This window comes from Streptococcus sp. FSL E2-3494 (genome assembly GCF_038007085.1).
Taxonomy (GTDB): Bacteria; Bacillota; Bacilli; order Lactobacillales; family Streptococcaceae; genus Streptococcus; species Streptococcus thermophilus.
In genome coordinates this window covers 41,965-65,156 of record NZ_JBBOWN010000002.1, presented here as the reverse complement: position 1 = coordinate 65,156, position 23,192 = coordinate 41,965, and the positions used below count along the sequence as shown (strand labels likewise).

Here is a 23,192-nt window from a genome sequence, read left to right as displayed (position 1 = left end):
TAATCTCTACAGTAGTTTTACCCACTACAGAAATTATAGAGCCATAGACCAGTGTTTTTAGTTGACTTCATTAAAATTTATGGTTGTAAAAAGAGCTATCTAATGGATAACTCTTTTCAATTCCTTTTTACTCATCTACTGTAGAAGTAGAAGTGTTTGAATTTGAATTCTCAGCACCGTTAGAACCCGATGTTGAAGGATTTGTTGATGCATCTGGGCCATACTGTTGACTATCTTGTGAACTTGATGAGTCACTACTTTTACCATAATCCGAACTTGATGAGTCACTACTTTTACCATAATCCGAACTTGATGATGAGCTAGATGTTCCTAGTGATCCGGTATAAACATTTGACGTTGACGAACCAGTTAGGAAGACGTAACTACCATTGTTGTAAACACCACTAGGCATATCGAAATCTTTCGAACCTGCACCATACATCTGGTTGAGGTATCTACTTGTTACACCGTAGATTTGTTTAGCAATGTCAAGGTCTGAATCATGAAGTGGTGTTTTACGGTTTTTGTAACCTGTCCAAATCGCCATTGCATACTTAGTATTGTAACCAACGAAAGATTCATCTGGAACCATAAGATAAGCATAGACGCCACTTTCTTTTTGTACCTTGTAGTATTCATCGTCATCATAGTTAGATGTACCAGTCTTACCAGCATTGAATGTACCAGGGACATAAGCTTCAGTCGCTGAACCACCTGTCATTACTTGTTTCAACATGCTTGACATCATGTAAGCTGTTTGTGGCGACATGGCCTCGACACCTTTAGAATCAAATGATTTTGTTGAACCGTCTTCAAATTTGATTGATTTAATGTAAGATGGTTTATAGTAAGTACCGCCATTTGCAAAGGCAGCATAGGCCGCAGCCATTTTCTCGCTTGATGCACCGTACTTAGGATCTGACGATGTTGTTGAAGATGAGATGGCATTTGAGTAATACATTTCTGGATACTCAATACCCAAATCTTTCAAGAAGGACTGTGCATATTCCAAACCAACCGCCTGAAGAGCTTTAACAGCTGTTACGTTACGTGATTGTTGAAGCGCATAAGTCAATGAAATGCTTCCGTAATACTTACGGTCCCAGTTGTAAACTGGCGTTGAGGAACCTGGGAAATTGTAAGGATTATCGTAAACAGTCGTACCAGTGTTTGTATAAACACCTTTTTCAATAGCAGGAGCATAGTCAGTGATTGGTTTCATTGCAGAACCCCAGTCACGGTCTGTTTGAACAGCTTGGTTGGTACCAAGTGCAATGTTTTCGTCTTGGTGACGTGAACCCAATTGGGCAACGACACGACCATTAGTAACATCAATAATAGTAGAAGCAACTTGGAGACTATCGTTTGGATAGTATACGTAGTCGTTAGTATTATAGACGTTCCAGATATATTTTTGAATATCTGGATTAAGGTTAGTGTAGACGTCGAGTCCAGCTGAGTAGATATCAGCATTGGCTTCGGTAGAGACTTGTTCAATAACTTGTTTGATGTAGTTATCTAGGTATGGTTCGTAGCTAGCTTTATTCGTAAGTGGAAGAAGACCATCTGATATATCCGTTGCTTTAGCTTGCACGTACTCCTCTTTAGAAATATTTTTGTCTTCATACATTTCATTAAGAACAGTGTTGCGACGTTCTTTAGCAGCATCCGGATTAGTATAAGGATCATATTGTGTTGGTGCTTGTGGGATACCAGCAAGAAGAGCTGCTTGGGCAACTGAGAGGTCACCTAATTCTTTACCAAAATAAGATTTAGCTGCGGTCTTCATACCGTAGTAACCATTACCCATATAAACCTTATTAACGTAGAAGGTCAAGATTTCTTGTTTAGTATACTGACGCTCCATTTGGAGAGATAACCATATTTCTTGTGACTTACGTTTAAGGGTTTGGTCTGATGTATTAGTTGAGAAGTAGGCTAACTTAATCAACTGTTGGTCAAGTGTAGATCCCCCTTGAGTGCTGTTATGGCGAAGGTTGTTAATAGCGGCTCCCATAATACGATAAACGTCAATGCCGCGATGGGTAAAGAAACGCTTATCCTCGATAGAGGTAATTGCATTGACTAGGATTATAGGAATCTCATCTGTTGATGCACTTTCACGTTTTTCGGATCCCAAGTCAGCAATAAGACTACCATTACCATCGTAAATCCTACTTGAGTTTGTTGATTGCAACTTGTTCTCGGTAAGTTTAGGAACACTGCTAACATAGTAAGCAAAGAGTCCACCACCAGCGATGACACAGATTACAAAGAAAGTGAGTAGTCCAATAAAAGCGTATTTTGCAATACGCCATCCTAAATTTTGATCTGAAGCAGTTGAGCGTTTTCCTTTGCTATAGCGAGAAGAATCTGAACGTTTAACCTGTGTGTTTTTAGCACGTTTAGTTGAACCGTTAAGTGATTCTTTAAAGTTGCTGAAATTAAATTTAGCCATTATGTGTTACCACCTAATAATTTTTCAATGATCTCTAAATAAGGAACTTGAGGATAAGCTGATTCTGCGATTGCATAACCTCTTTTTTTGATATAATCAAGAGGCATTGATTTTGTCCCCTTATCAATTTGATAAAAAGCGATTAAGTCTTTGGCAGGCAGAAGGTAGGTTTCCTTAAGCGTTGAAAAGTGGAGTAGCACGAAGCAGATTCCATCTTGATTGATGACCTGAGACATGTGCTTAATTTGATGCGCATGAAAGTTTTTCATAGGCATAGATGTCTTTTGCCGTGTCTCTTTGGCTTCAAAATCAATATAGTATCCTTTGTAAACGCCAGAGTAGTCAGTAGTTGAGGCTTGCCTAAAGTAAGCTTCTACAATCTTTGCTCGTGAGCGTTTTGGATAATCGACTTTGACGATCTGAACCGGTGTAGGTTTCTTATGAATAACGGCTAAGCCACGCGACAAATAGTAATCATTAGTCGCATTAATAGCAGATTCAAAGTTCATCCCCCGATTGGCAAAGTCAACTCTATTAGATTTTTTAGTACGTACTTGTGCTATCTTACGAGATATCTGATGGGGATAGTTTACCATTTCTTTCCCTTCTTATTTATAAGATATGCATAAAGACTATTTCATTATACCATAAAATGAGCGAGGAAAACAATAAATGACATCACTACTCATAACGGGCTATAAGAGCTTTGAACTTGGTGTTTTTAAAGACAAGGATCCTAAGGTAAATATCATTAAGAAAGCAATCAAACGTGATCTTAAACGTTTTTTAGATGAAGGTGTGGATTGGATGATTTTTACTGGGAACCTTGGTTTTGAATTTTGGGCGCTAGAAGTGGCTAAGGAACTTCAGAAAGACTACCCTTTGAGGTTAGCGACGTTATTTCCATTTGAAACACACGGTCAGAATTGGAGTGAAGCTAACCAAGAAAAATTGGCAGCCTTTAAACAAGTTGATTTCGTAAAGTATAGTTTTCCAGCTTATCAATCGCCAGCTCAGTTCAAACAATTTAATCAGTTTCTCATCGATAATACAGACCAAGCTTATTTATTTTATGAGCCTGAAAATGAAACAAATTTAAAATATTTTTACAATATGATAATAGCAGCAAGTGATTATCCCTTATTTCGATTGACTTTTGATGACCTCAATGAAGTCATGTCGGAATAGGATATAATTGCGTTTTAAACTTGCATTTTTATATTTTTTTCTGTATCATGAAAACAATAGACTGTAAAGTATTAGTAAGTTGGATAAGACAAGTATTGGAGAAGAATAATGGCTAAGATTAATTTAACGCCCAAGAAAATCTACGAACAAGAATTTAAAACAAGCATACGTGGATACGATAAAACAGAAGTTGATGAGTTTCTAGATGATGTGATCAAAGATTACACTGTCTACATTGCTCTAGTTAAGGAATTGCAAGAAGAAAATGCAAAACTGAAGGCTAAGGCAACATCGGCTCCTGCAAGCCGTCCCGCATATGCAAGTGCGACAAGTGAACCATCACATGCCACTGCCAATATTGCTTCGGCTTCAAACTATGATATCTTAAAACGTATCAGTCGTTTGGAAAAAGAGGTCTTTGGAAAACAAATCGTCGAATAAAACTGGTTTTGTGCAATTTTCGGATAATCGCATGGTTGCAAGTAAGTCTTCCATGAGGAAAGTCCATGCTAGCACTGGCTGTGATGCCAGTAGTGTTTGTGCTAGGCGAATCAATAAGCCTAGGGACTTGATTTTCAAGTTACGGCGAGCGAACTGGCTAAGTCTTCGGATAGGTTTTAGTAGCTCTGAAAGTGCCACAGTGACGGAGTTTTTAGGGAAACCTAAAAAGTGGAACGCGGTAAACCCCTCAAGCTAGCAACCCAAACTTTGGTAGGGGCATGGGATGGCCGGAAACGAACGGACCATTCTGACTGCTATGCAGTAGACAGATGATTATCGAAGGAAGTGGTACCTAGTCACTTCTGGAACAGAACATGGCTTATAGAAAATTGCATATAGGTGAGGCTGGGACACATGTCTCAGCCTTCTTTTAGCAAGAATCGTCTCTTTTGCGTCTACCATCTAAGGGCAAGAGTGAATAATAAGCTATAGCTTAGGGAAATTTGTACTCGTAATAATTAGGTAAAAGGATGACAATGAAAGAAACATTTACATTAGTAGCAACTGCTGCAGCCGGACTTGAAGCTGTGGTTGGACGTGAACTACGTGAGTTGGGGTATGAGACCCAGGTTGAAAATGGTAAGGTGCGTTTTCAAGGTGATGTTCGTGCAATTGCTGAAACTAACCTTTGGTTGAGAGCTGCAGACCGTATCAAGATTGTGGTGGGTGAGTTTCCAGCACGTACTTTTGAGGAGCTTTTTCAGGGAGTTTTTGCTTTGGACTGGGAAAATTATCTTCCCTTAGGTGCAAAGTTCCCAATTTCAAAAGCTAAGTGTGTTAAATCAAAGCTTCATAATGAGCCGTCTGTTCAGGCGATTTCTAAAAAAGCTGTCGTTAAAAAACTACAGAAGTATTTCCACCGTCCGGAAGGAGTGCCTCTTCAAGAAACAGGTGCGGAATTTAAGATTGAAGTTTCCATCTTAAAGGATAAGGCTACTGTTTTAATTGATACTACAGGCGCTAGTCTTTTTAAGCGTGGTTATCGTACTGATAAAGGTGGGGCACCTATTAAAGAAAATATGGCAGCTGCTATTCTTGAACTTACCAACTGGTATCCTGACAAACCTTTGATTGACCCAACTTGTGGTTCGGGGACCTTCTGTATTGAAGCTGCTATGATTGGAATGAATATTGCACCAGGTTTTAATCGTGATTTTGCTTTTGAGGCATGGAATTGGGTGGGTAAAGATTTAGTACAGTCAGTACGAGATGAAGCTGATAGCAAGGCAAATTACGATGTTGCATTAGACATTATGGGGTGTGATATTGATAGCCGTATGGTTGAGATTGCTAAGGCTAATGCTCGCGAAGCTGGTCTTGAAGATGTTGTTAAATTCAAACAAATGCGTTTACAGGACTTGAAAACAGATAAAATAAACGGTGTCATTATTTCAAATCCTCCTTATGGGGAGCGCTTGTTGGATGACAAGGCCGTGGATATCTTGTATAATGAAATGGGTCAAACTTTTGCGCCGCTTAAAACGTGGAGCAAGTTTATCTTGACCAGTGATGAACAATTTGAAAGTAAATACGGCATGAAAGCTGATAAAAAACGTAAGCTTTATAACGGAACACTTCGCGTTGATTTGTATCAATATTTTGGAGAGCGTGTTCGCCGTTCTGAGGCTAGAAAGGTAAATTAAACGTGTCAGAAGATAAAACACAAAATGGCTATGAAGAAAGCCAAGAGTTAGATTTCCAAGATGCCAAGGAAATGACAGTCGGTGAGGCTGTCCGCAAAGAAGCTGAGATTAATGCTGGTGTAACCGAAACAGATAGTATTTTGGATAAGTATATTAAGCAACATCGTGAAGAAGTTACCTCACAAAAATTTTCAAAGAAAATTGAAGCAGATGGCGATACATCACCCTTGGATGCCTTCATTCAAAAGCAACGTCAGGAATTTGCTGATTCAGGTTTGATTGGTCAAACATTGGCTAATGAGTCAACTAACTCAACGACTGCTGACGAAACAGTAACACCTATTACATCTGGTTTTGGCACAACTGAAACTAAGGCAGATGATACTCAAGCTCCTGTTGACTCTGAAATCACTGTGAAACCAGAAAGTGAAAGCTCTGAAACCATCATAACATCAACTAATGCTGATCGTTTTATCACGTCAGAAGCAGAAAAATTTGATCTTGGTGAAGCCCTTACTGCGACGACTACCTCAACTAATCAACAAGTTGATAACACTGCTATGGTAGACAATGTTGATGATCCGGAACCAGAAAGTACTTTACCTGCTGATGACAAGTCTTCTGAACCACAAGCCTCTAAACCTCTGTTGGAAGATGTTGGAGTCTCAGAAACAATCGACTCAGACGCTATTGCCACAACAGTTGCTGGTGTAACAGGAGTTAAAGCTGATGAAGCAAAAGCGACACCAAAAGTGTCTATGACAGTTAGTCGTCCATCAGCAGAAGATAAAATCTCTTCAGGGTCTATTTCTCCATCTCATAAAGGTGTCTTTGATGGTGATATTCCAGTTTATCGCCGTAAGGGTGTTGTTATCGGTGCTCTCACGGTTCTTGCTCTAGCTATAATTGGTGGGAGCTATGCTCTTTATAAAGTAACACATAGCCAATCTGCGAAAACTACAAGCACTGCTTCTTCAGCAGTGATATCATCATCAAGCAAGGGCGCATCAGCTTCTGATAATAAAGCCTTCGAAGACATGTATAAGAATTTCTTCACAGATGATGAGCAAACAAAACTAGCTAATGATCAATTTGGTAAGCTATCAGACTTGGAAAAACTACTTAAAAAATTGGAAAAAACCAAGTATTATGATGCAGCTAAGACCAAATACGATAACTTGAAGAAACAAATCGAAGCAATTGAAAAAGTCAATAGTAAGTATGAATCAGATGCTCTTGTAGACGGTAGCTATAATGCCTCTATCTCAGTTAAATCTGATGCAAACTTTAATGATCTTTCAGAACGTGTAACAAATACTGGCAATGCTAGTCTTGATAGCATTATCCAAGAAGTCATTAAGGGCGGTAAAACACAGCTTGAAGAAAAGGGTAAGGCTGCAAGTGCAACGTCTGCAGTGACAGCTTCTGAAAGTGTTAATACCGCTACTCCTTCGGGAGACAACACATCTGGAGCAGCTAATTCAGGTGTAACAGGTGCGGCTGGTGGAGTTTCTAGTGGTACAGCTGCAACTTCAACAGTTGTGACACGTGGCATCATGAATTACAATCCATCTATCCTTCAACGTGATCGCTCTCGTGTGCCTTATAATGCAAACGTAGTAGCGGATACAAGTAATCCAGCTTGGACTTGGGCTGATGGTGTTCTTGATAAGATCATTGCAACATCTCACTCACGTGGGTACTTCTCAGGAGATAACTTTATCCTTGAGCCAGTCAACATCATCAACGGAAATGGTTATTACAACATGTACCTTCCAGATGGAACTTATCTCTTTAGTATCAACTGTAAGACAGGTTACTATGTAGGCAATGGTTCAGGTCACTCAGATAAACTTGATTATTAATAAAAATCGACGACACTCCCTAGGGAGTGTTTTTTTTTGTTTTATCTTTGTGAAGTCCGAATTTATAAGAGTTTTGTGCTATAATAGGGGGATAAGATAGGGGTGAATACTATGGCGAAATTGATTCCGGGTAGAGTCCGTAATGAGGGAATTAAACTTTTTGAAAAGGGTTTAATTGCCATTAGTCAGGTCTCAGAAACTCAGTTGGACACGACGGTTGGTCAACATCATTTAATTTATGCACTCGATGATCCTGAAATCATGTGTGACTGTGATTTTTTCGCTCAAAAAGGCTATTGCTCCCATTTGGCAGCGGTTGAGTACTATCTAAAAAATGCTAAGGAGGGCCAGCGTCTCTTAGCAAAATTAGAGGAGAAACAAGAGTCCGCCCAGGACCAAGAGCGGGGGCGTTCTTTTGGTGGTTTATTTTTAGAGAGCCTTTCTCTGAATGAGAATGATACAGTTAGATATAGCCTCACGGTAGAGGGAGAGGAATCTACCTTTGGTTCAGAGATTTGGTGGAGTTTACGTTTACGTCGCTTACCGGACGAACGTTCTTACGTTGTTCGAGATATCCCAGCCTTCCTCAAGCTTATAGAGACTGAAGGCTATTATCAGATAGGTAAGAATTACTATGAACCTCTATCACTCATTCAGTTTGACCAGGCTTCACAAGCATTTTTAGACTTTTTAGGACGGATGATTCCAGATGAAGCCAAAACAAATTTAACCTTTATTTTACCGAATAATGCACGACACCTTAGTCTCCCCTATGGTTTTTTTGAGGAGGGATTGAGGTTGATGCAAGATTTGGATGGCTTCAGGTTTGAATGGGAAGGTATTGAATATCGCAGCTTTTTGGTAGAGGACTTGACTGCTGAAGCCAATCTTTTCTCGTTTGATATTTGTGTCGAGCCCAAAATGATTGAATTGACTGTTGCTGAGAAAAATAGCCAAACATTTTTTAATAATCGTATTATCTTTTATCAGGGTGTTTTCTATCGTCTTAATAGAAAACAGCAAAAAATTTTGCTTGGCTTACGTTCTCTCCCTATCGGAAGCGATTTGAATAAACATGTCAGTTTTAATCTAGAAGAACAAGCTATCTTAGCTGCTAGTCTTTCTGATTTTAAGACTATGGGACCGGTTAAAGCCCCAAAAGCGTTTAATATCAAAGATTTCACCCCGAGATTTCGCTTTGATTTGAAAGGTGAACGCGAGGTTGTGCTCACATTGGCTTTTGATTTTGATGGATATGTTGTGGATAATCGTTATGAGTTAAGTCATTTAGGCTTTACTAGTAACTATCGTAATGAACAGGCTATTTTTCGTTTGATGGTTAAACATGGATTTACCCCTGATTTTCAGTCATCTAAACGCTTAAATAGTAATCAAGAGCTCTATGATTTCTTTATAAATACTCTACCAGCTTTTGAAAATGCAGGGCCAGTTCTTATTGGACAGGAGTTGCGTGACTTACGTGTTGAACAGAGTCCACAAATTCAGGTAGAGCGTCAAGGAAATCTATTAGAGATTTCGTTTGATTTTTCAAGTCTCGATGATGAGGATGTGGATCATGCTTTAGAAGCTTTGATGGACAGAGCGCCCTACTTTGTTAATCGTAGTGGTCAGTTGATTGTCTTTGATGAGGGGACACAACGTATCAGTGAGAGTCTAAGAACTTTGAGGGCCCGTTATTCGGGGGAAGGGCATCTAGAACTCCATCAATTAGCCGCCTATCAATTGATGGACTCTCTTTCAGAAAATGATTCTGTTCGTTTTTCAGAAGATTTTCAACAGCTAGCGCAACATTTGAGAAAACCGGAAACATTCGACTTGCCATCCTATCATGTAGAAGTTGACCTTCGTCCTTACCAAGAAAGAGGAGTTCAATGGCTATCAATGTTGCATCACTATGGTTTTGGTGGTATTTTAGCCGACGATATGGGGTTGGGGAAAACTTTACAGACCATTGCTTATCTTTCTGCACATTTAGAGGATGGACAACGAGTCTTGATTCTATCGCCATCGAGTTTAATTTACAATTGGCAGGATGAGTTTAAAAAATTTGCTCCTCAGTTAGATGTAGCAGTTTCTTATGGACTTAAGCCAAAACGTGATGAGATCATTGCAGAAGACCATCAGATTATTATTACTAGCTATGCTTCATTCCGTCAGGATTTTGATATTTATAAGGCTGGTCAGTATGATTATCTCATTCTAGATGAGGCACAGGTCATGAAGAATACTCAGACGAAGATTTCTCAATATTTACGTGATTTTTCTGTTCCGCATTGCCTAGCTCTATCTGGAACGCCTATTGAAAATCATTTGTTGGAGATTTGGTCTATTTTCCAGATTGTTTTACCAGGGCTTTTACCAGCTAAGAAAACTTTTCTTAAGCTAACACCTATGGAAGTGGCCCGGTACATTACTCCATTTATTCTTAGACGTAAAAAAGATGAGGTTCTTCCTGATTTACCGGACCTGATTGAAATTACACACCAAAGTGAATTGTCGGATAGTCAAAAGGCTATTTATTTAGCACAATTGCAACAGATGCAACAAGGTTTAATTTCAGCAAGTGATCAGGAAATCAATCGTCGTAAGGTGGAAATCTTGTCAGGAATTACCCGCTTACGCCAAATCTGTGACACGCCAGCCCTCTTTATGGATTACGCTGGTGATAGTGGGAAATTAGATAGTCTTAGAGACCTACTTAGTCAAATTAAGGAATCAGACCATCGTGTCCTTATTTTTTCACAATTTCGTGGGATGTTAGATATTACAGAGGAACTTTTACAAGAGTTAGGTATTTCCTCTTATAAGCTAACAGGGTCGACCCCATCTGATAGTCGTCATGAGATGACCAGAGCCTTCAATCAGGGGAGTCGAGATGCCTTTTTGATTTCTTTAAAAGCAGGGGGGGTAGGACTCAACTTGACTGGTGCTGATACAGTTATTCTGATTGACCTTTGGTGGAATCCAGCGGTGGAAATGCAGGCTATTAGTCGTGCTCATCGTATAGGTCAGAAACAAAATGTCGAAGTTTTCCGTTTGATTACAAGAGGTACTATCGAAGAGAAGATTCTTGAGCTTCAAGAAGGTAAGAAAAATCTCGTTACAACAGTATTAGATGGCAATGAAAGCTGTGCTAGCATGACAGTTGAGGATATTAAAGAAATTCTTGGTATTGCAATATCTTAATCTGTTATATTTAATATTGGAATACTAAGATATAAAAATGACACTAGGCAAATCTTTTGAATTAGGATATAATAGAATATTGCAAGACGTATCTCCCCATTCCCGATTGTTTATATTAAGATACGCATCATCTCGAAAACGAAAGGAAGTCTTTTATGCATCGCCAAAGACGACAATTTCCGTTGATTCCGGACGGAGAATCTTGCTTGCAAGAACCTATCTCTATGCGTTTATACGAAAATGAAGATTTAATCACTAATATCCGTGGTCCTTATCAGGATAAGGACTATAACGATTTCTTTCTGAACCATGATTTCTTGTCAGCTAAGCCTCATAAACGTAAGCAGGCTCCAGACCGAGCTGAAACACAAGAGGATGGAATGACTTATGCTGAAGAAGCCCGTGAAAAGGCGAAGCGTGACGTACGTGATAAACGCCAAAAATACCTACGCCAAGAAGCTCAATCAACTAAATCTACGAATATCCGTTCACTAGCTGCTAAGCCTAAGGTAGAAAATAAGCCAAGCTTTGAGGCTACTGTTGAGGCAGTTGCTGTAACGACAGATAAGGAGCCAGTGATGACGTCTATCTTGGGAGCTCCTGTAAGTGCTATTAAGAGAACATTAGCACCAAATGGTAAACACTCAAAAATCCATCACTTGGCAAATCGTCTGAAACAAGATACTTATATCTTGGCAGAAGTGGCTCCAACTTATCAACAACCTAGTAATCCATCTCGTAAGAACGTCAAGAAAAATAGCTATGACTTCTTGAAACGTAGCCAGGTTTATAATTACACAGAACGTCAAATTCACCGTGAACACCGAATTGCTCAAGAACTAAATTTGACGCATTTAGAAGATGCAAATTAATCGCAGTTTGATTGCAAGGAGAAACTATGTCAAAAACTTATCATTTTATTGGAATTAAAGGATCTGGTATGTCGGCTTTGGCTTTGATGCTCCATCAAATGGGACACAAGGTTCAAGGTTCCGATGTGGAAAAATACTACTTCACTCAACGTGGTCTTGAGCAAGCGGGCATTCCAATCCTTCCTTTCGATGAAAAAAACATCACTGAAGATGTTGAATTGATTGCTGGGAATGCTTTTCGTGAAGATAACAACGTTGAAATTGCTTATGCCATTAAAAATGGTTATAAGTTCAAGCGTTACCATGAATTTTTGGGTCATTTCATGAATCAGTTCACTAGCTTTGGTGTGGCTGGTGCACATGGTAAGACCTCTACGACAGGACTCTTGTCACACTCTATGAAAAACATCACAGATACGTCATACCTTATCGGTGATGGAACAGGACGTGGTTCTGCCAATGCGCAATACTTTGTCTTTGAAGCAGATGAATATGAACGTCATTTCATGCCGTACCATCCTGCTTACTCAATTATCACTAACATTGACTTTGACCATCCAGATTACTTTACAAGTATTGATGATGTTTTCTCAGCATTCGATGATTATGCAAAGCAAGTACAAAAAGGGCTCTTTGTTTACGGTGAGGATTCTAACCTCCGTAAAATTACATCCAATGCACCAATCTATTATTATGGATTTGAAGAAAATGATGACTTCATGGCAACAGATATTATTCGTACAACCACGGGGTCTAACTTCAAGGTGAAGCATGATGGACAAATCATAGGGGAATTCCATGTACCAGCTTATGGTCGTCACAATATCTTGAATGCAACTGCGGTTATTGCTAACTTGTATGTAGCTGGTTTTGACATGGCCTTAGTTGCTGAACATCTAAAAACTTTCTCAGGGGTTAAACGTCGTTTCACAGAGAAAATTATTAGTGATACCGTTATCATCGATGACTTTGCTCACCACCCAACTGAAATTATTGCAACACTAGATGCAGCACGTCAAAAGTACCCATCTAAAGAGATCGTTGCTATTTTCCAACCACATACTTTTACCCGTACCATTGCTCTTCTTGATGACTTTGCTGAGGCTTTAAATGAAGCGGATGCTGTCTATCTGGCACAAATTTATGGTTCTGCGCGTGAAGTTGACCACGGTGATGTAAAGGTTGAAGATCTTGCCGCTAAGATCAATAAACCTGCCAAAGTGGTTACAGTTGAGAATGTTTCACCTCTCCTTGACCATGACAATGCTGTCTATGTCTTTATGGGAGCTGGGGACATCCAACTTTATGAACGTTCATTTGAAGAGCTCCTAGCAAGCTTGCAAACCCACATGTAATATAGGCTCTTTGTCAACTGTAGTGGGTGACGAAAAGCTAACATCTAGAGAGGACCGGATAGGTCCTCTTTTTATGTATGTTCAGTGTGATGAAGACACGTTTCTTAAAGTTGATGAAGTTTCTAAAACCGAAGCCCAAGCGTTTAATGTCTTTAATTAACTTATTAGTCGCTTCAAGTTTTGCGTTTGAATAGTCTGTTTCTAGTGCATTTTGGATGTATTGCTTGTGTCTAAGAAAAGTCCTAAAGACCGTTTGAAAATAGTGATTGACCTTGCTTCTATTTTCCTCTATCAGGTCAAAGAACTCACCTACTCTCTTCTCCTGAAAGTGAAAAAGCAAAAGCTGATAAAGTGTATAGTAGTCAGTAAGCTCTTTTGAAAAGACTAGTGTCTTCTTAACAACTTCATGTGGTGCTAAAGTTTGGCGGAAAGTCTTTGAATAGAAAGAGTTGAGAGATAACTTACAGCTGTCCTTTTGGAAGAGTCGCCAGTGATTTTTCAAGGCTCGATAGGGTAGTGACTTCTTATCGAACTGGTTCATAATTGCAATTCTAGTCTTTAAAAAGGCACGTCCAAGGTGCTGGATGATGTGGAAACGATCAAGAACGATTTTTGCGTTTGGAAAGAGCTTGCGAGCCAGTGGAATATAAGCTCCAGACATATCCATCGTGATAAACTGTACCTGTTGCCGGACTTTCAATGGATACTTCAAAAAGTAGTTTCGTATAGTAGTTTGGCGGCGATTATCAAGGATGGTTATGAGTTGGTTTGTCTCATAATTCTGCGCCACAAAAGCCAATTCCCCTTTCTTGAACCCAAACTCATCCCAGGACATAACAGCAGGGAGTTTGTCATAATGTTCCTTGAAAGTGAACTGATCAAGCTTACGATAGACAGTGGACGTCGACACGCGAAGTCTTCTTGCAATATCAGTTAGTGACACCTTCTCAGTTAGAAGCTGTGTAACTTTTTGTCGGACTAGATTGGAGATTTGGCAGTTTTTCTCAACGATAGATGTCTCAGCTACCGTGACTCTTCTACAACTTTTACACTGGAAACGACGTTTTTTCAGACGTAGTAGAGTTGGCGTTCCCGCTTGCTCGAGAAGAGGGATTTTAGAAGGCTTTTGAAAGTCGTACTTGATCATCTTTCCATGGCAGTGAGGACATGATGGTGCAGGGTAATCGAGTTTTGCTTGAATCTCGATATGAGTATCAGTTTCAAAAACAAGTGAAATCTTGATATTTTGGTCTTTAATTCCGATTAATTCTGTGGTATTCTTAATAGGTCTCATAAGTTCTTCCTAATGGTAGTTTTGTCACTTTTCATTATAGTTCTTATGGGACTTTTAGTGTACACTCAAAAAGCTCTATAATCTCTACAGTAGTTTTACCCACTACAGAAATTATAGAGCCGTAATATATTAAGGGCTGTAGCGATTTCGCTCGGCTCTTTCTCTTGGATAGAAAGGAATCTTAGATGATTATTCGACACGCTAGAACGAATGATTGGACTGATGTTGTTCGTATCGAACAAGATAAATTTTTCGCCTGAAGAGGCTGCTACACCAGAGGCTCTTGCAGAGCGTTTAGAGACAATTTGCGATACTTTCCTAATTGCTGAAATTGATGGCACTGTAGCTGATTATATCGAAGGACCTGTGATTTCGTAACGATATCTTACAGATGACTTGTTCTACAAGGTAACTCCTAATGCTAGTCAAGGAGGCTATATCGCGGTTACTAGTTTATCTATCTCCAAAGACTTTAAAAGGCAAGGTGTTGGAACATCCTTGATTGCAGCTTTTAAAGACCTGGCTATTGCTCAAAAACGTCAAGGGATTAGCTTGACTTGTCATGATTACCTGATTACCTACTATGAGATGAATGGTTTCATTGACGAAGGTGAGTCCAAATCAAACCATGGCGATAGTATTTGGTATAATATGGTCTGGGAGAACCCAGAAGGCTAGTAATACCAGTGTTACGTTACTGTGACAAAGAACCAATTGATTTGCATTAACTGGTTTTTTAAGATATAATGGCGTTTGTTACTATAGAGGAGGTATGCCTTGACGGACAAGCATAATGAATACTCGGAATCTGCTGAAGATAGCCTAAGCTTTAAAAATCAGATTCTTCGAGATTTACAAGAAGCGACACGGCTCCGTTCTCTTCGTGAGGAGGAGCATAAAAAAAGTGCAGCTGTTCCCGAGACACCACTTTCAATGTCAGCTGATAGCCATGCAATAGATTCTGGATCAGCGTCAAATAAAGTAAGTAACCAAAATTTGAGTTCTCATTCTGTTGCTCATAGTGCTATAGCTAAAACTATGACTTCTGAGACGGTTCGAGATTTTCAATATAGTGTTGACTTGTCTTCTAATTCTCAAGCTGATTCTTCAGCCCCTGATGTCCATTCAAACGTAATATCAAGTCCTAAAGAGCAAGTTGATAAGGAGAAAAATTTAAGTATTCCTCAGGAGACTGAAATATTGAAACGTCGTTTTAAACGTCCAGTTTGGGAAACTAGTCTTAACGCGGAATCAGAGGAAAAATATATTCCTGCAGATGTTGCTAAGGAGCTTATTGAAGCTAAGGCTAAAGAAGCTATCTACACGAATCCTAAAGAATTGGTGTCCAAGATGACATCAGAACGTCAAAAAGAAGCATTTTTGCGGGAACATCATACAGTAAGTAATCACTCTGAACCAGTAAGAGTTCAGTCAGATCTAGTAACTGATGGCAATGAGGGTGATGAGAGTATTGCTTTAGCAGCAGCCTCTGAAAAATCTAACAAAAAGAAACGTAAGAAAGTGAAGAAGAAAAAGTCTTCGCCAAAAGATGTTAAACAGGACGGAATCATCAACGAAGAACCGATTTCACGCTCCAACCGAAATCAAAAACTCAATAAAAATAATCGTCGTGCAGGACGAGTTGCAAGAAACATCATTGTCTTCTTGATTCTTATCTTATCATTAGCTGGATTCTTTGGTTATCGATATGTTAGTGATGCAGTTGGTGCAAAAGATGTCAAGTCGACTAAGTTTATTAGTGTTGAAATTCCTGAAAATTCAGGTAGCAGTTACATCGGTCAGTTGTTGGAATCAGCTGGTGTCATTAAATCTGGTAAAGTCTTTAATTACTATACCAAGTTTAAGAACATTTCAAATCTAAAAAGTGGTTACTATAACCTTCAGCCTAGTATGACTATGGATGAAATTATTGAGGCACTTCAGAAAAAAGGAAGTGATAAGCCTCAGGAACCATCTCTGGGTACAGTCTTGGTTAAAGAAGGATACACCATTGAGAAAATCGCCAAGGCGGTTGAAGTTAATTCATCAGCTAAAAAAGGTAAACATTCATCTACTGGACTTAAGGAAAAAGACTTCTTGAAACTTATGAAGGATGATGCTTTCATTACTAAGATGAAAGCGAAGTACCCAACCTTGTTGGCAAACCTTCCGAATTCTACAGATGCTAAGTATGTCCTAGAGGGGTATCTGTTTCCAGCGACTTATAATATTCATGACGATACGACGGTGGAATCTTTGGCAGAGGAAATGCTATCTACGATGGACACCCACCTATCACCATACTATGCAACAATTTCATCAAGTAACCACAACGTTAATGAAATCTTGACTCTAGCTTCTCTTGTTGAAAAAGAGGGAGCAACTGATGATGACCGTAAAAACATTGCTAGCGTTTTCTATAATCGTCTTAATTCAGACATGGCCCTGCAAAGTAATATCGCGGTTCTTTATGCTCTTGGAAAACTTGGTCAAGAAACGACCTTGAAAGAAGATGCAACGATTGATACGAATATTGACTCCCCTTATAATGATTATGTTCATAAAGGGTTGATGCCTGGTCCTGTAGATAGTCCTAGTCTGTCGGCAATAGAAGCGGTTATCAATCCATCTTCTACCAAGTACATGTACTTTGTTGCGGATGTATCAACTGGTAATGTCTATTTTGCTGAGAGCTATGAAGAGCACCAGCATAATGTTGAAACTTATATTAATAGCAAACTAAAAGATAAATAGTCTGATTGGTTAATTAAAATTCAGTAACTGACTACTGAGTTTGATTTCAAACCAACTGGCTAAAAAAATAGGAAAGAGAAGAAAATGGCAGAAAAAACATATGTAATGACCCTAGCAGAAAAAAAACAACTTGAAGCAGAATTGGAGGAGTACAAACTCGTACGTCGTCCGGAAGTTGTAGAACGCATCAAGATTGCCCGTTCTTATGGTGACCTTTCAGAAAACTCTGAGTATGAGGCGGCTAAAGATGAGCAAGCCTTTGTTGAAGGTCAAATTCAAATTCTTGAAACAAAGATTCGTTACGCAGAAATCGTTGATAGTGATGCTGTTGCTAATGACGAAGTTGCGATTGGTAAAACAGTTGTTGTGCAAGAAGTTGGTACAAGCGACAAAGATACTTACCATATCGTTGGTGCAGCCGGTGCTGATATTTTCTCAGGTAAAATTTCAAATGAAAGCCCAATTGCTCAAGCCTTGATTGGTAAGAAAGTTGGAGATAAAGTAGCTATCGAATCACCAGCAGGTAGCTACTCTGTTGAAATCCTTAGTGTAGAAAAAACATCCTAAGCAAATGTTAGGACAAAATTGTCTAGCATTTGAATAAACATCGAAATACCTACATGGTGTAGTAGCTTTTTGATCCTTGTGGGAGTGAGGCAGAACATTTGTTCTGTCTCACTCCTTTTTTAGTTACCAGAGATATTAGGAGCTAGGTTAGTCTTAGTTTATCTATAAGAACACACTCTTGAAGTTTTTTGAACTAAACCCCAAAAGTTAGACAGAAACAATCTACCTTTTGGGGTGTTTTATTATGAAATTAGCTTATGAAGATAAAGTTCAAATATATGAATTGAGAAGACAAGAGGAAGAGTACCTAAAATGGGGCGTAAACGCAAGTATTCTTCATACCAAGGAGAAGTTGGCAAGAAAGCAGATAACCTATTCAACGTCAATTTGAAAGCTCTAAACCAATGGAAAAGTGTTATACGGATGTGACAGAGTTTGCAATTCCAGCAAGCAGCCAAAAGCTCTATTTATCACCAGTATTAGATGGCTTCAATAGTGAAATCGTCGCTTATAATCTTTCTAGGTCGCCGAATTTAGTACAAGTAAAAGCTATGCTAGAACAAGCTTTTACAGAGGAGCATTACGAAAATACAATTCTCCATAGTGACCAGGGATGGCAATGTCAACATGATTTCTATCATCATTTTTTAGAGGGTAAAGGAATCCAACCGTCCATGTCACGTAAGGGAAATAGTCTAGACAATGGTATGATGGAGTCCTTCTTTGGCATTCTTAAGCCTGAGATGTTTTATGGTTACGAGAAGACGTTTCACTCACTTGAGCAATTGGAACAAGCTATTGTAGACTATATTGATTATTACAATAACAAACTAATCAAGGTAAAACTAAAAGGACTTATTTCTGTGCAATACAGAACTAAGTCCTTTGTGTAAATTAATTGTCTAACTTTTTGGAATCAGTATACTCTTCCAAGAGTGTTTTTGTAGCTTATTTACGATTTTGCTTACCAGCGTTACGGTTTTTTTTGGCTTTATTTGCAATTGCTTGGGTATTTTTTGGAGTAACATCTTTACGCTTGTTTGGTGTTGTACGAGGGGCTTTTGGAGGATTCTTTTTGAACTCTTCAGCAACTTTCTCTTTTAAGCGAGGTTTGATGATATAGTTAGTAATCAACTGCTGGATAATAGAGAAGATACCACCAACTAACCAGTAAAGGATTACGGCTGCAGGTGAGCTAATACCAAAGAAAATCATCATGATTGGCATGCTGTACATAGTTGCCGCCATTTGCTTACGTTGCTCCTCAGGAACTTGTTGAATAGACAACCAAGATTGGAAATAGTAAAGAGCGGCAATGATGATAATCAATGGGAAGTCACGATGACCGAGGTTAAACCAGAGGAAGTCATCCTTGAGTACACCAGGAGTGTAACGTGCTGCATAGTAAAGCGCTGAGAAGAATGGAAACTGAATCAATAGAGGAAGACAGCCAATACCGCCCATCAAGCTAAGACCGTTTTCACGTTGAGCTTGCATGAGTTCAGATTGAGCAGCCATTTTTTCTTCTTGAGTTTTAGCGTTACGCAAACGTTCGTTTATTGGTTCCAAGATAGGGGCTAGGTACTCACGTTTTGCTGATTGGTAGGCTGCACTACGAGATTGGTGAAGACCAAGTGGTAATATAATCGAACGAACAATGATAGTTACGAAGATAATACCAAGACCAAATCCCAGACCAAGATTGTTTGCGAAGTAGGTGATGACGTGGCTCATAGGACGACCAAGTAGGTTCCAGACCCAGCCAGTGGGATTACCAGACTTATCAAGGCTCACACATCCTGATAGGAAGAGAAGCATGCTGGCAGCAAGCCCCATAAGGGCTAGACGTTTTTGAATTTTATTCACAATATCATTCCTTTTGTTTTTTAGTTATACTTGTCTATTTTACCCTTTTTTAAGGAAGAGAACAAGCTAAAAACGGAGGCATCATCTTAATTCGCCATGCGAAAATCACTGTAATTTGAGAAGTTAGCCATGGTTACATCAACATAGGTTACATTAGACCATTTTGAAGGTCCTTTTCGAACTTCTTGGATAAACTTAGCTAACTTAGCAGGTTTATCTGATTGCGCTAGAATTTCAACAGTTCCATTATCGTTGTTCCAGACTCGACCGTAAATATCTCCAATTTCGAGTGCTAATGCATAGGTTGAATAACGAAAACCAACACCTTGGACTCTTCCTGAGACTAATAATCTTACTTTTTGCATGGGCCATGACCTCCTTTTGAAAATTCTTTCTTTCAGTATAATCCTTACTATAAAGTCGGTCAAGTCCTAGATTTATCAAGGAATTTCTGCTACAATGAGTGTATGGAAGTCATTCAATCAAAGCAAAATGCTAGTATCAAGACTGCTAGAAAATTGTTGCAACGCAAGCACCGTAAAACCAGTTATCTTATAGAAGGATGGCATCTCTTCGAGGAAGCAAAGGCAAGTGGTGCGCATATTCTTCAAATTTTTGTGCTTGAGGAGATGGCTGACCGTGTAGCTAATATGTCTAAGGTTAAGTTGGTTAGTCCGGAGGTTCTTAAGGAGCTCTGTGAAACTCAGACGCCTCAAGGGATTGTTGCAGAAGTTGCTAAACAAACTCAAGCTTTGCCAGACCCTCTTTCAGGGAAGTATCTGCTATTGGAGGATGTTCAGGATCCTGGTAATGTTGGGACAATGATTCGAACAGCAGATGCTGCAGATTATGATGGGGTCTTTTTATCAGATAAATCCGCTGATATTTATAATCAGAAGACCTTACGTTCTATGCAGGGAAGTCATTTTCATCTGCCAATCTACCGTGGACCAATTCTTGAGATGGTTGAAACTTGTAAAAAACAAGATTTACCAGTCTTGGCAACGACTCTCTCAGAGGTTTCCGTTGACTATAAAGCAGTTAAGACAGACGGTAATTTTGCCCTAGTGATGGGAAATGAAGGTCAGGGAATCAGTAAGGAAATGGCTGAGTCCGCTAATCAACTGGTACATATTAACATGCCAGGCCAGGCAGAGAGTCTTAATGTTGCTGTTGCTGCAGGGATTCTCATGTTTAGTCTCTAGGTCCTAAGGATGATTTTATTGAGAAACATTCGCCTTTTAAGATAAATTTAAGCTCTAGTGATATAATGAAGAAGTATTAGAAACATTCATGAGGTATTATTATGAATCGACCAGAAGATGATAAAGAATTCATGGAAGTTGTTGGACATTTGATTTCACACCCACGTTTTCAAAAATTGGATGGGATTGTCCAACATTATCATTCGACACGTTTGGAACACTCGGTTAATGTTAGTTACACCAGCTACAAGATTGCTAAAAAATTAGGTTGGGATGCTGAGAGCACTGCCCGAGGTGGTCTCTTGCATGATTTTTTCTATTATGATTGGCGAGTAACCAAATTTAATAAGAGTCATGCTTGGGTGCACCCACGGATTGCTGTTCGTAATGCTAGAAAGCTTGTTAATTTAAACAAAAAAGAAGAGGATATCATCCTCAAACATATGTGGGGAGCAACTATTGCACCGCCGAAGTATAAGGAATCTTATATCGTTACCATGGTGGATAAGTACTGGGCTGTTAAAGAAGCAGTGACACCTTTACGAAATCGCATTAAAAATAGTAAGTTTTTTCCGTCGCAATACTCTACAAAGTAGCCACAATTAATTTATTAAACTCAGGAGATATTTATGAAATCAAATGCAATTTATACAACTAGTGATGCAGGATTAAATCGCTTTTTCGGGAAGATTTATGGCCTTGTTGGTATTGGGGTAGGGCTTTCAGCAGTCATTTCTTATCTGATGTTATTCCCTCTCTCTCATCTTTTTGTCAACATTCTCATGAATTATTCTTGGATCTATATGGTAGCTATTTTTGTTGAGTTAGCCTTGGTTTTTTTGGCTAGTGGTGCTGCAAGAAGAAATACGCCTGCGGCTCTGCCTTTATTCTTAGTTTATTCCGCTCTGAATGGCTTTACACTTAGTTTTATCATCGTTCAATATACGCAAGCTATTGTTTTCCAAGCTTTCCTAAGTACTGCCATTGTCTTCTTTGTCATGGCACTTATCGGAGTTTCTATTAAGCGTGACTTGTCAGGAATGGTCAAATTTCTTATGGCAGCTTTGATTGGAATCATTGTGGCTAGCTTAGTTAATATTTTCTTTGCAAGTAGCACGATGAGTTTTGTGATTAGTATTGTATCAGTTCTCATTTTCTCTGGTTTAATTGCTTATGACAATCAGTTAATTAAAAAGGTTTATTATAGTACTAATGGTCAAGTCACAGATGGATGGGCGATTTCTATGGCGCTTAGTCTTTACTTGGATTTTATTAACTTGTTCTTGAATATCTTGCGAATCTTTGCGAGGCGTGACTAGTTAAAAAAAATCAGCCATTCGGCTGATTTTTTTGTGTTTAACGTTTTTTGTAATTGTTTCTTGTTGACCTGTATAGGTGTAGGAGAATAGATAGTAATCTCATTTTTCGACCTAGCCATCTTTATCGGAAAAGGCCTACTTATCGTCTTTCTTAGTGAGTTCAACTGAGCAATCCTTAAAGATATTTATTTCGTCTGTCTATGCTACTGATGGACTTACTTTTTTTGATTGAATTAGGTAAATAAGTTTCCATGCAGTATTGTCTAGTCAATTGGTCGCGATTTCCAGCGTTAGCACCATTGCTTTGTAGGTAGTTTTTAAGATCGTCAATAAGCCTTGGATGGTTAGCCACATATGCATCGTCTGCAGCTCTCATACTGATAGTTGACATGTCAATGTTAAACTCCGTCTTATCTTTAGTAACGAAAATGTTGTCAACAGAGTAACTACCCCGTTCACGGTTAGAAGTTTGAGTCCATCCGAAAACTTTTGGAATTTCATCTCCAGTTGGTTTGATATGATCAGTTTAATCATAGCTATATTGAAGACTATCTGAGAAATATTGACTAAGTTCACTCTTAGCCTTGCCTAGGTCAGTAGAAACAAATTTATTGTAATTTTTACTTTCTCCACCTAGAAGAACTGCGTTAAAATAAGCATCAATATCTTTTTTAACATTGGTAGTTGTTTGACCATCGAAATTTTTTGGACTAGTTGAAACCGTCTGCCCCTCTGTCTTTCCATCTTTTGATTTAAAATAGAGTTTATATTTTTAATCGTTGTTCACTTCGAAAAAGAGAGACTGGTCTTGTAGTCATTAGCTTCAACTTTTCCAAAGTCATCTGTAGCATTTTCTACGTTATTATTTTTGGTGAGGAGAGTAGGTAGGTCATCTTTGTCAATCTTACTTGCTGTGACTTTTTTACCATCCTCATCTTTGAGGTAAAATTGTTTAGTAGATGTTTTTAGCTCATTTTTCATATCTTCAGAAATTTGCTCACGTTTGAATGAGGCTTCAACCAAGGTCTGATCATCTTTAAGTTTGAGGGCTCTTCTAGACATATAGATAATGTCGTTAACAGAAAGCTTAACATCGAG

General features: G+C 38.9%; 17 protein-coding genes, 1 other RNA gene and 3 pseudogenes. 15 read left to right on the top strand and 6 right to left on the bottom strand.

What is annotated here, in order from left to right:
- Positions 1–127 precede the first annotated feature (127 nt).
- Complete coding sequence (gene pbp1a, locus NST05_RS08685) at positions 128–2,458, bottom strand: penicillin-binding protein PBP1A (RefSeq protein ID WP_100273714.1); 2,331 nt, start codon at positions 2,456–2,458, stop codon at positions 128–130.
- Complete coding sequence (recU, locus tag NST05_RS08680) at positions 2,458–3,054, bottom strand: Holliday junction resolvase RecU (RefSeq protein ID WP_002949408.1); 597 nt, start codon at positions 3,052–3,054, stop codon at positions 2,458–2,460. The genes pbp1a and recU overlap by 1 nt, the downstream gene beginning before the upstream one ends.
- A 76-nt stretch (positions 3,055–3,130) precedes the next feature.
- On the opposite strand from recU, the gene NST05_RS08675 reads away from it, so the two are divergent.
- The 8 genes from NST05_RS08675 (at position 3,131) to murC (ending at position 13,089) form a co-directional block, all read left to right on the top strand.
- A complete protein-coding gene (locus tag NST05_RS08675) occupies positions 3,131–3,646 on the top strand; it encodes a DUF1273 domain-containing protein (protein ID WP_002949411.1) in 516 nt (171 codons plus the stop codon).
- A 108-nt stretch (positions 3,647–3,754) separates the two neighbouring features.
- Entirely contained in the window at positions 3,755–4,087 is a 333-nt protein-coding gene (gpsB, locus tag NST05_RS08670; protein ID WP_014607932.1) for a cell division regulator GpsB, read from the top strand.
- A 15-nt stretch (positions 4,088–4,102) separates the two neighbouring features.
- An RNA gene (gene rnpB, locus NST05_RS08665) (RNase P RNA component class B) lies at positions 4,103–4,474 on the top strand.
- Between the two features lie 149 nt (positions 4,475–4,623).
- On the top strand, positions 4,624–5,790 hold the full coding sequence (locus tag NST05_RS08660) for a THUMP domain-containing class I SAM-dependent RNA methyltransferase (protein ID WP_100273718.1): 1,167 nt from the start codon (positions 4,624–4,626) through the stop codon (positions 5,788–5,790).
- A 2-nt stretch (positions 5,791–5,792) separates the two neighbouring features.
- Entirely contained in the window at positions 5,793–7,655 is a 1,863-nt protein-coding gene (locus NST05_RS08655; protein WP_064355650.1) for a cell division site-positioning protein MapZ family protein, read from the top strand.
- A 111-nt stretch (positions 7,656–7,766) separates the two neighbouring features.
- Positions 7,767–10,862 (top strand): DEAD/DEAH box helicase, encoded by a 3,096-nt coding sequence (locus NST05_RS08650; protein ID WP_340742997.1) that lies wholly within the window; start codon positions 7,767–7,769, stop codon positions 10,860–10,862.
- Between the two features lie 155 nt (positions 10,863–11,017).
- The gene (locus NST05_RS08645; RefSeq protein ID WP_011225424.1) at positions 11,018–11,734 is read left to right on the top strand and encodes a hypothetical protein; all 717 of its coding nucleotides are present in this window, start codon (positions 11,018–11,020) and stop codon (positions 11,732–11,734) included.
- A 26-nt stretch (positions 11,735–11,760) separates the two neighbouring features.
- Positions 11,761–13,089, top strand: a complete 1,329-nt coding sequence (murC, locus tag NST05_RS08640) for a UDP-N-acetylmuramate--L-alanine ligase (protein ID WP_014607936.1) — start codon at positions 11,761–11,763, stop codon at positions 13,087–13,089.
- 44 nt (positions 13,090–13,133) lie between these two features.
- Here the strand turns inward: murC and NST05_RS08635 are convergent.
- Positions 13,134–14,383: pseudogene (locus NST05_RS08635) on the bottom strand (ISL3 family transposase).
- A 185-nt stretch (positions 14,384–14,568) separates the two neighbouring features.
- On the opposite strand from NST05_RS08635, the pseudogene NST05_RS08630 reads away from it, so the two are divergent.
- The 4 genes and pseudogenes from NST05_RS08630 to NST05_RS08615 form a co-directional block, all read left to right on the top strand.
- Positions 14,569–15,061 (top strand): annotated as a pseudogene (locus NST05_RS08630) (GNAT family N-acetyltransferase).
- A 99-nt stretch (positions 15,062–15,160) separates the two neighbouring features.
- Positions 15,161–17,137 carry an endolytic transglycosylase MltG gene (gene mltG, locus NST05_RS08625; protein ID WP_084828461.1) on the top strand — a complete coding sequence of 659 codons (1,977 nt, stop codon included), beginning with the start codon at positions 15,161–15,163 and terminating at the stop codon, positions 17,135–17,137.
- Between the two features lie 84 nt (positions 17,138–17,221).
- Complete coding sequence (gene greA, locus NST05_RS08620) at positions 17,222–17,704, top strand: transcription elongation factor GreA (protein WP_011680708.1); 483 nt, start codon at positions 17,222–17,224, stop codon at positions 17,702–17,704.
- 315 nt (positions 17,705–18,019) lie between these two features.
- Positions 18,020–18,597 (top strand): annotated as a pseudogene (locus tag NST05_RS08615) (IS3 family transposase); the annotation flags it as partial.
- 55 nt (positions 18,598–18,652) lie between these two features.
- Here NST05_RS08615 and yidC read toward each other — a convergent pair.
- Both yidC and NST05_RS08605 read right to left on the bottom strand, forming a co-directional pair.
- A complete protein-coding gene (gene yidC, locus NST05_RS08610; protein WP_002949461.1) occupies positions 18,653–19,570 on the bottom strand; it encodes a membrane protein insertase YidC in 918 nt (305 codons plus the stop codon).
- 86 nt (positions 19,571–19,656) lie between these two features.
- Positions 19,657–19,935: an acylphosphatase gene (locus tag NST05_RS08605; RefSeq protein WP_065972893.1), complete on the bottom strand. Its 279-nt coding sequence runs from the start codon at positions 19,933–19,935 to the stop codon at positions 19,657–19,659.
- A gap of 102 nt (positions 19,936–20,037) precedes the next feature.
- Here NST05_RS08605 and NST05_RS08600 point away from each other — a divergent pair, with 102 nt between their 5' ends.
- From NST05_RS08600 to NST05_RS08590, 3 genes are all read left to right on the top strand, one after another.
- Entirely contained in the window at positions 20,038–20,775 is a 738-nt protein-coding gene (locus tag NST05_RS08600; protein WP_084828462.1) for a TrmH family RNA methyltransferase, read from the top strand.
- Positions 20,776–20,876: 101 nt separating this feature from the next.
- Complete coding sequence (locus NST05_RS08595; RefSeq protein ID WP_011680712.1) at positions 20,877–21,371, top strand: HD domain-containing protein; 495 nt, start codon at positions 20,877–20,879, stop codon at positions 21,369–21,371.
- 33 nt (positions 21,372–21,404) lie between these two features.
- Positions 21,405–22,094 carry a Bax inhibitor-1/YccA family protein gene (locus tag NST05_RS08590; protein WP_340742996.1) on the top strand — a complete coding sequence of 230 codons (690 nt, stop codon included), beginning with the start codon at positions 21,405–21,407 and terminating at the stop codon, positions 22,092–22,094.
- A gap of 783 nt (positions 22,095–22,877) precedes the next feature.
- Here the strand turns inward: NST05_RS08590 and NST05_RS08585 are convergent.
- On the bottom strand, positions 22,878–23,156 hold the full coding sequence (locus tag NST05_RS08585) for a hypothetical protein (protein WP_224103192.1): 279 nt from the start codon (positions 23,154–23,156) through the stop codon (positions 22,878–22,880).
- Positions 23,157–23,192: the final 36 nt, after the last annotated feature.

What these genes read in the sequence shown, in the direction of transcription:
- murC (WP_014607936.1), top strand. Translation starts at nt 11,761, where the DNA reads ATGTCAAAAACTTATCATTTTATTGGAATTAAAGGATCTGGTATGTCG.
- recU (WP_002949408.1), bottom strand. Translation starts at nt 3,054, where the DNA reads ATGGTAAACTATCCCCATCAGATATCTCGTAAGATAGCACAAGTACGT.
- pbp1a (WP_100273714.1), bottom strand. Translation starts at nt 2,458, where the DNA reads ATGGCTAAATTTAATTTCAGCAACTTTAAAGAATCACTTAACGGTTCA.
- NST05_RS08660 (WP_100273718.1), top strand. Translation starts at nt 4,624, where the DNA reads ATGAAAGAAACATTTACATTAGTAGCAACTGCTGCAGCCGGACTTGAA.
- NST05_RS08645 (WP_011225424.1), top strand. Translation starts at nt 11,018, where the DNA reads ATGCATCGCCAAAGACGACAATTTCCGTTGATTCCGGACGGAGAATCT.
- gpsB (WP_014607932.1), top strand. Translation starts at nt 3,755, where the DNA reads ATGGCTAAGATTAATTTAACGCCCAAGAAAATCTACGAACAAGAATTT.
- NST05_RS08605 (WP_065972893.1), bottom strand. Translation starts at nt 19,935, where the DNA reads ATGCAAAAAGTAAGATTATTAGTCTCAGGAAGAGTCCAAGGTGTTGGT.
- NST05_RS08585 (WP_224103192.1), bottom strand. Translation starts at nt 23,156, where the DNA reads ATGTCTAGAAGAGCCCTCAAACTTAAAGATGATCAGACCTTGGTTGAA.
- greA (WP_011680708.1), top strand. Translation starts at nt 17,222, where the DNA reads ATGGCAGAAAAAACATATGTAATGACCCTAGCAGAAAAAAAACAACTT.
- NST05_RS08650 (WP_340742997.1), top strand. Translation starts at nt 7,767, where the DNA reads ATGGCGAAATTGATTCCGGGTAGAGTCCGTAATGAGGGAATTAAACTT.
- NST05_RS08595 (WP_011680712.1), top strand. Translation starts at nt 20,877, where the DNA reads ATGAATCGACCAGAAGATGATAAAGAATTCATGGAAGTTGTTGGACAT.
- NST05_RS08675 (WP_002949411.1), top strand. Translation starts at nt 3,131, where the DNA reads ATGACATCACTACTCATAACGGGCTATAAGAGCTTTGAACTTGGTGTT.
- NST05_RS08600 (WP_084828462.1), top strand. Translation starts at nt 20,038, where the DNA reads ATGGAAGTCATTCAATCAAAGCAAAATGCTAGTATCAAGACTGCTAGA.
- NST05_RS08590 (WP_340742996.1), top strand. Translation starts at nt 21,405, where the DNA reads ATGAAATCAAATGCAATTTATACAACTAGTGATGCAGGATTAAATCGC.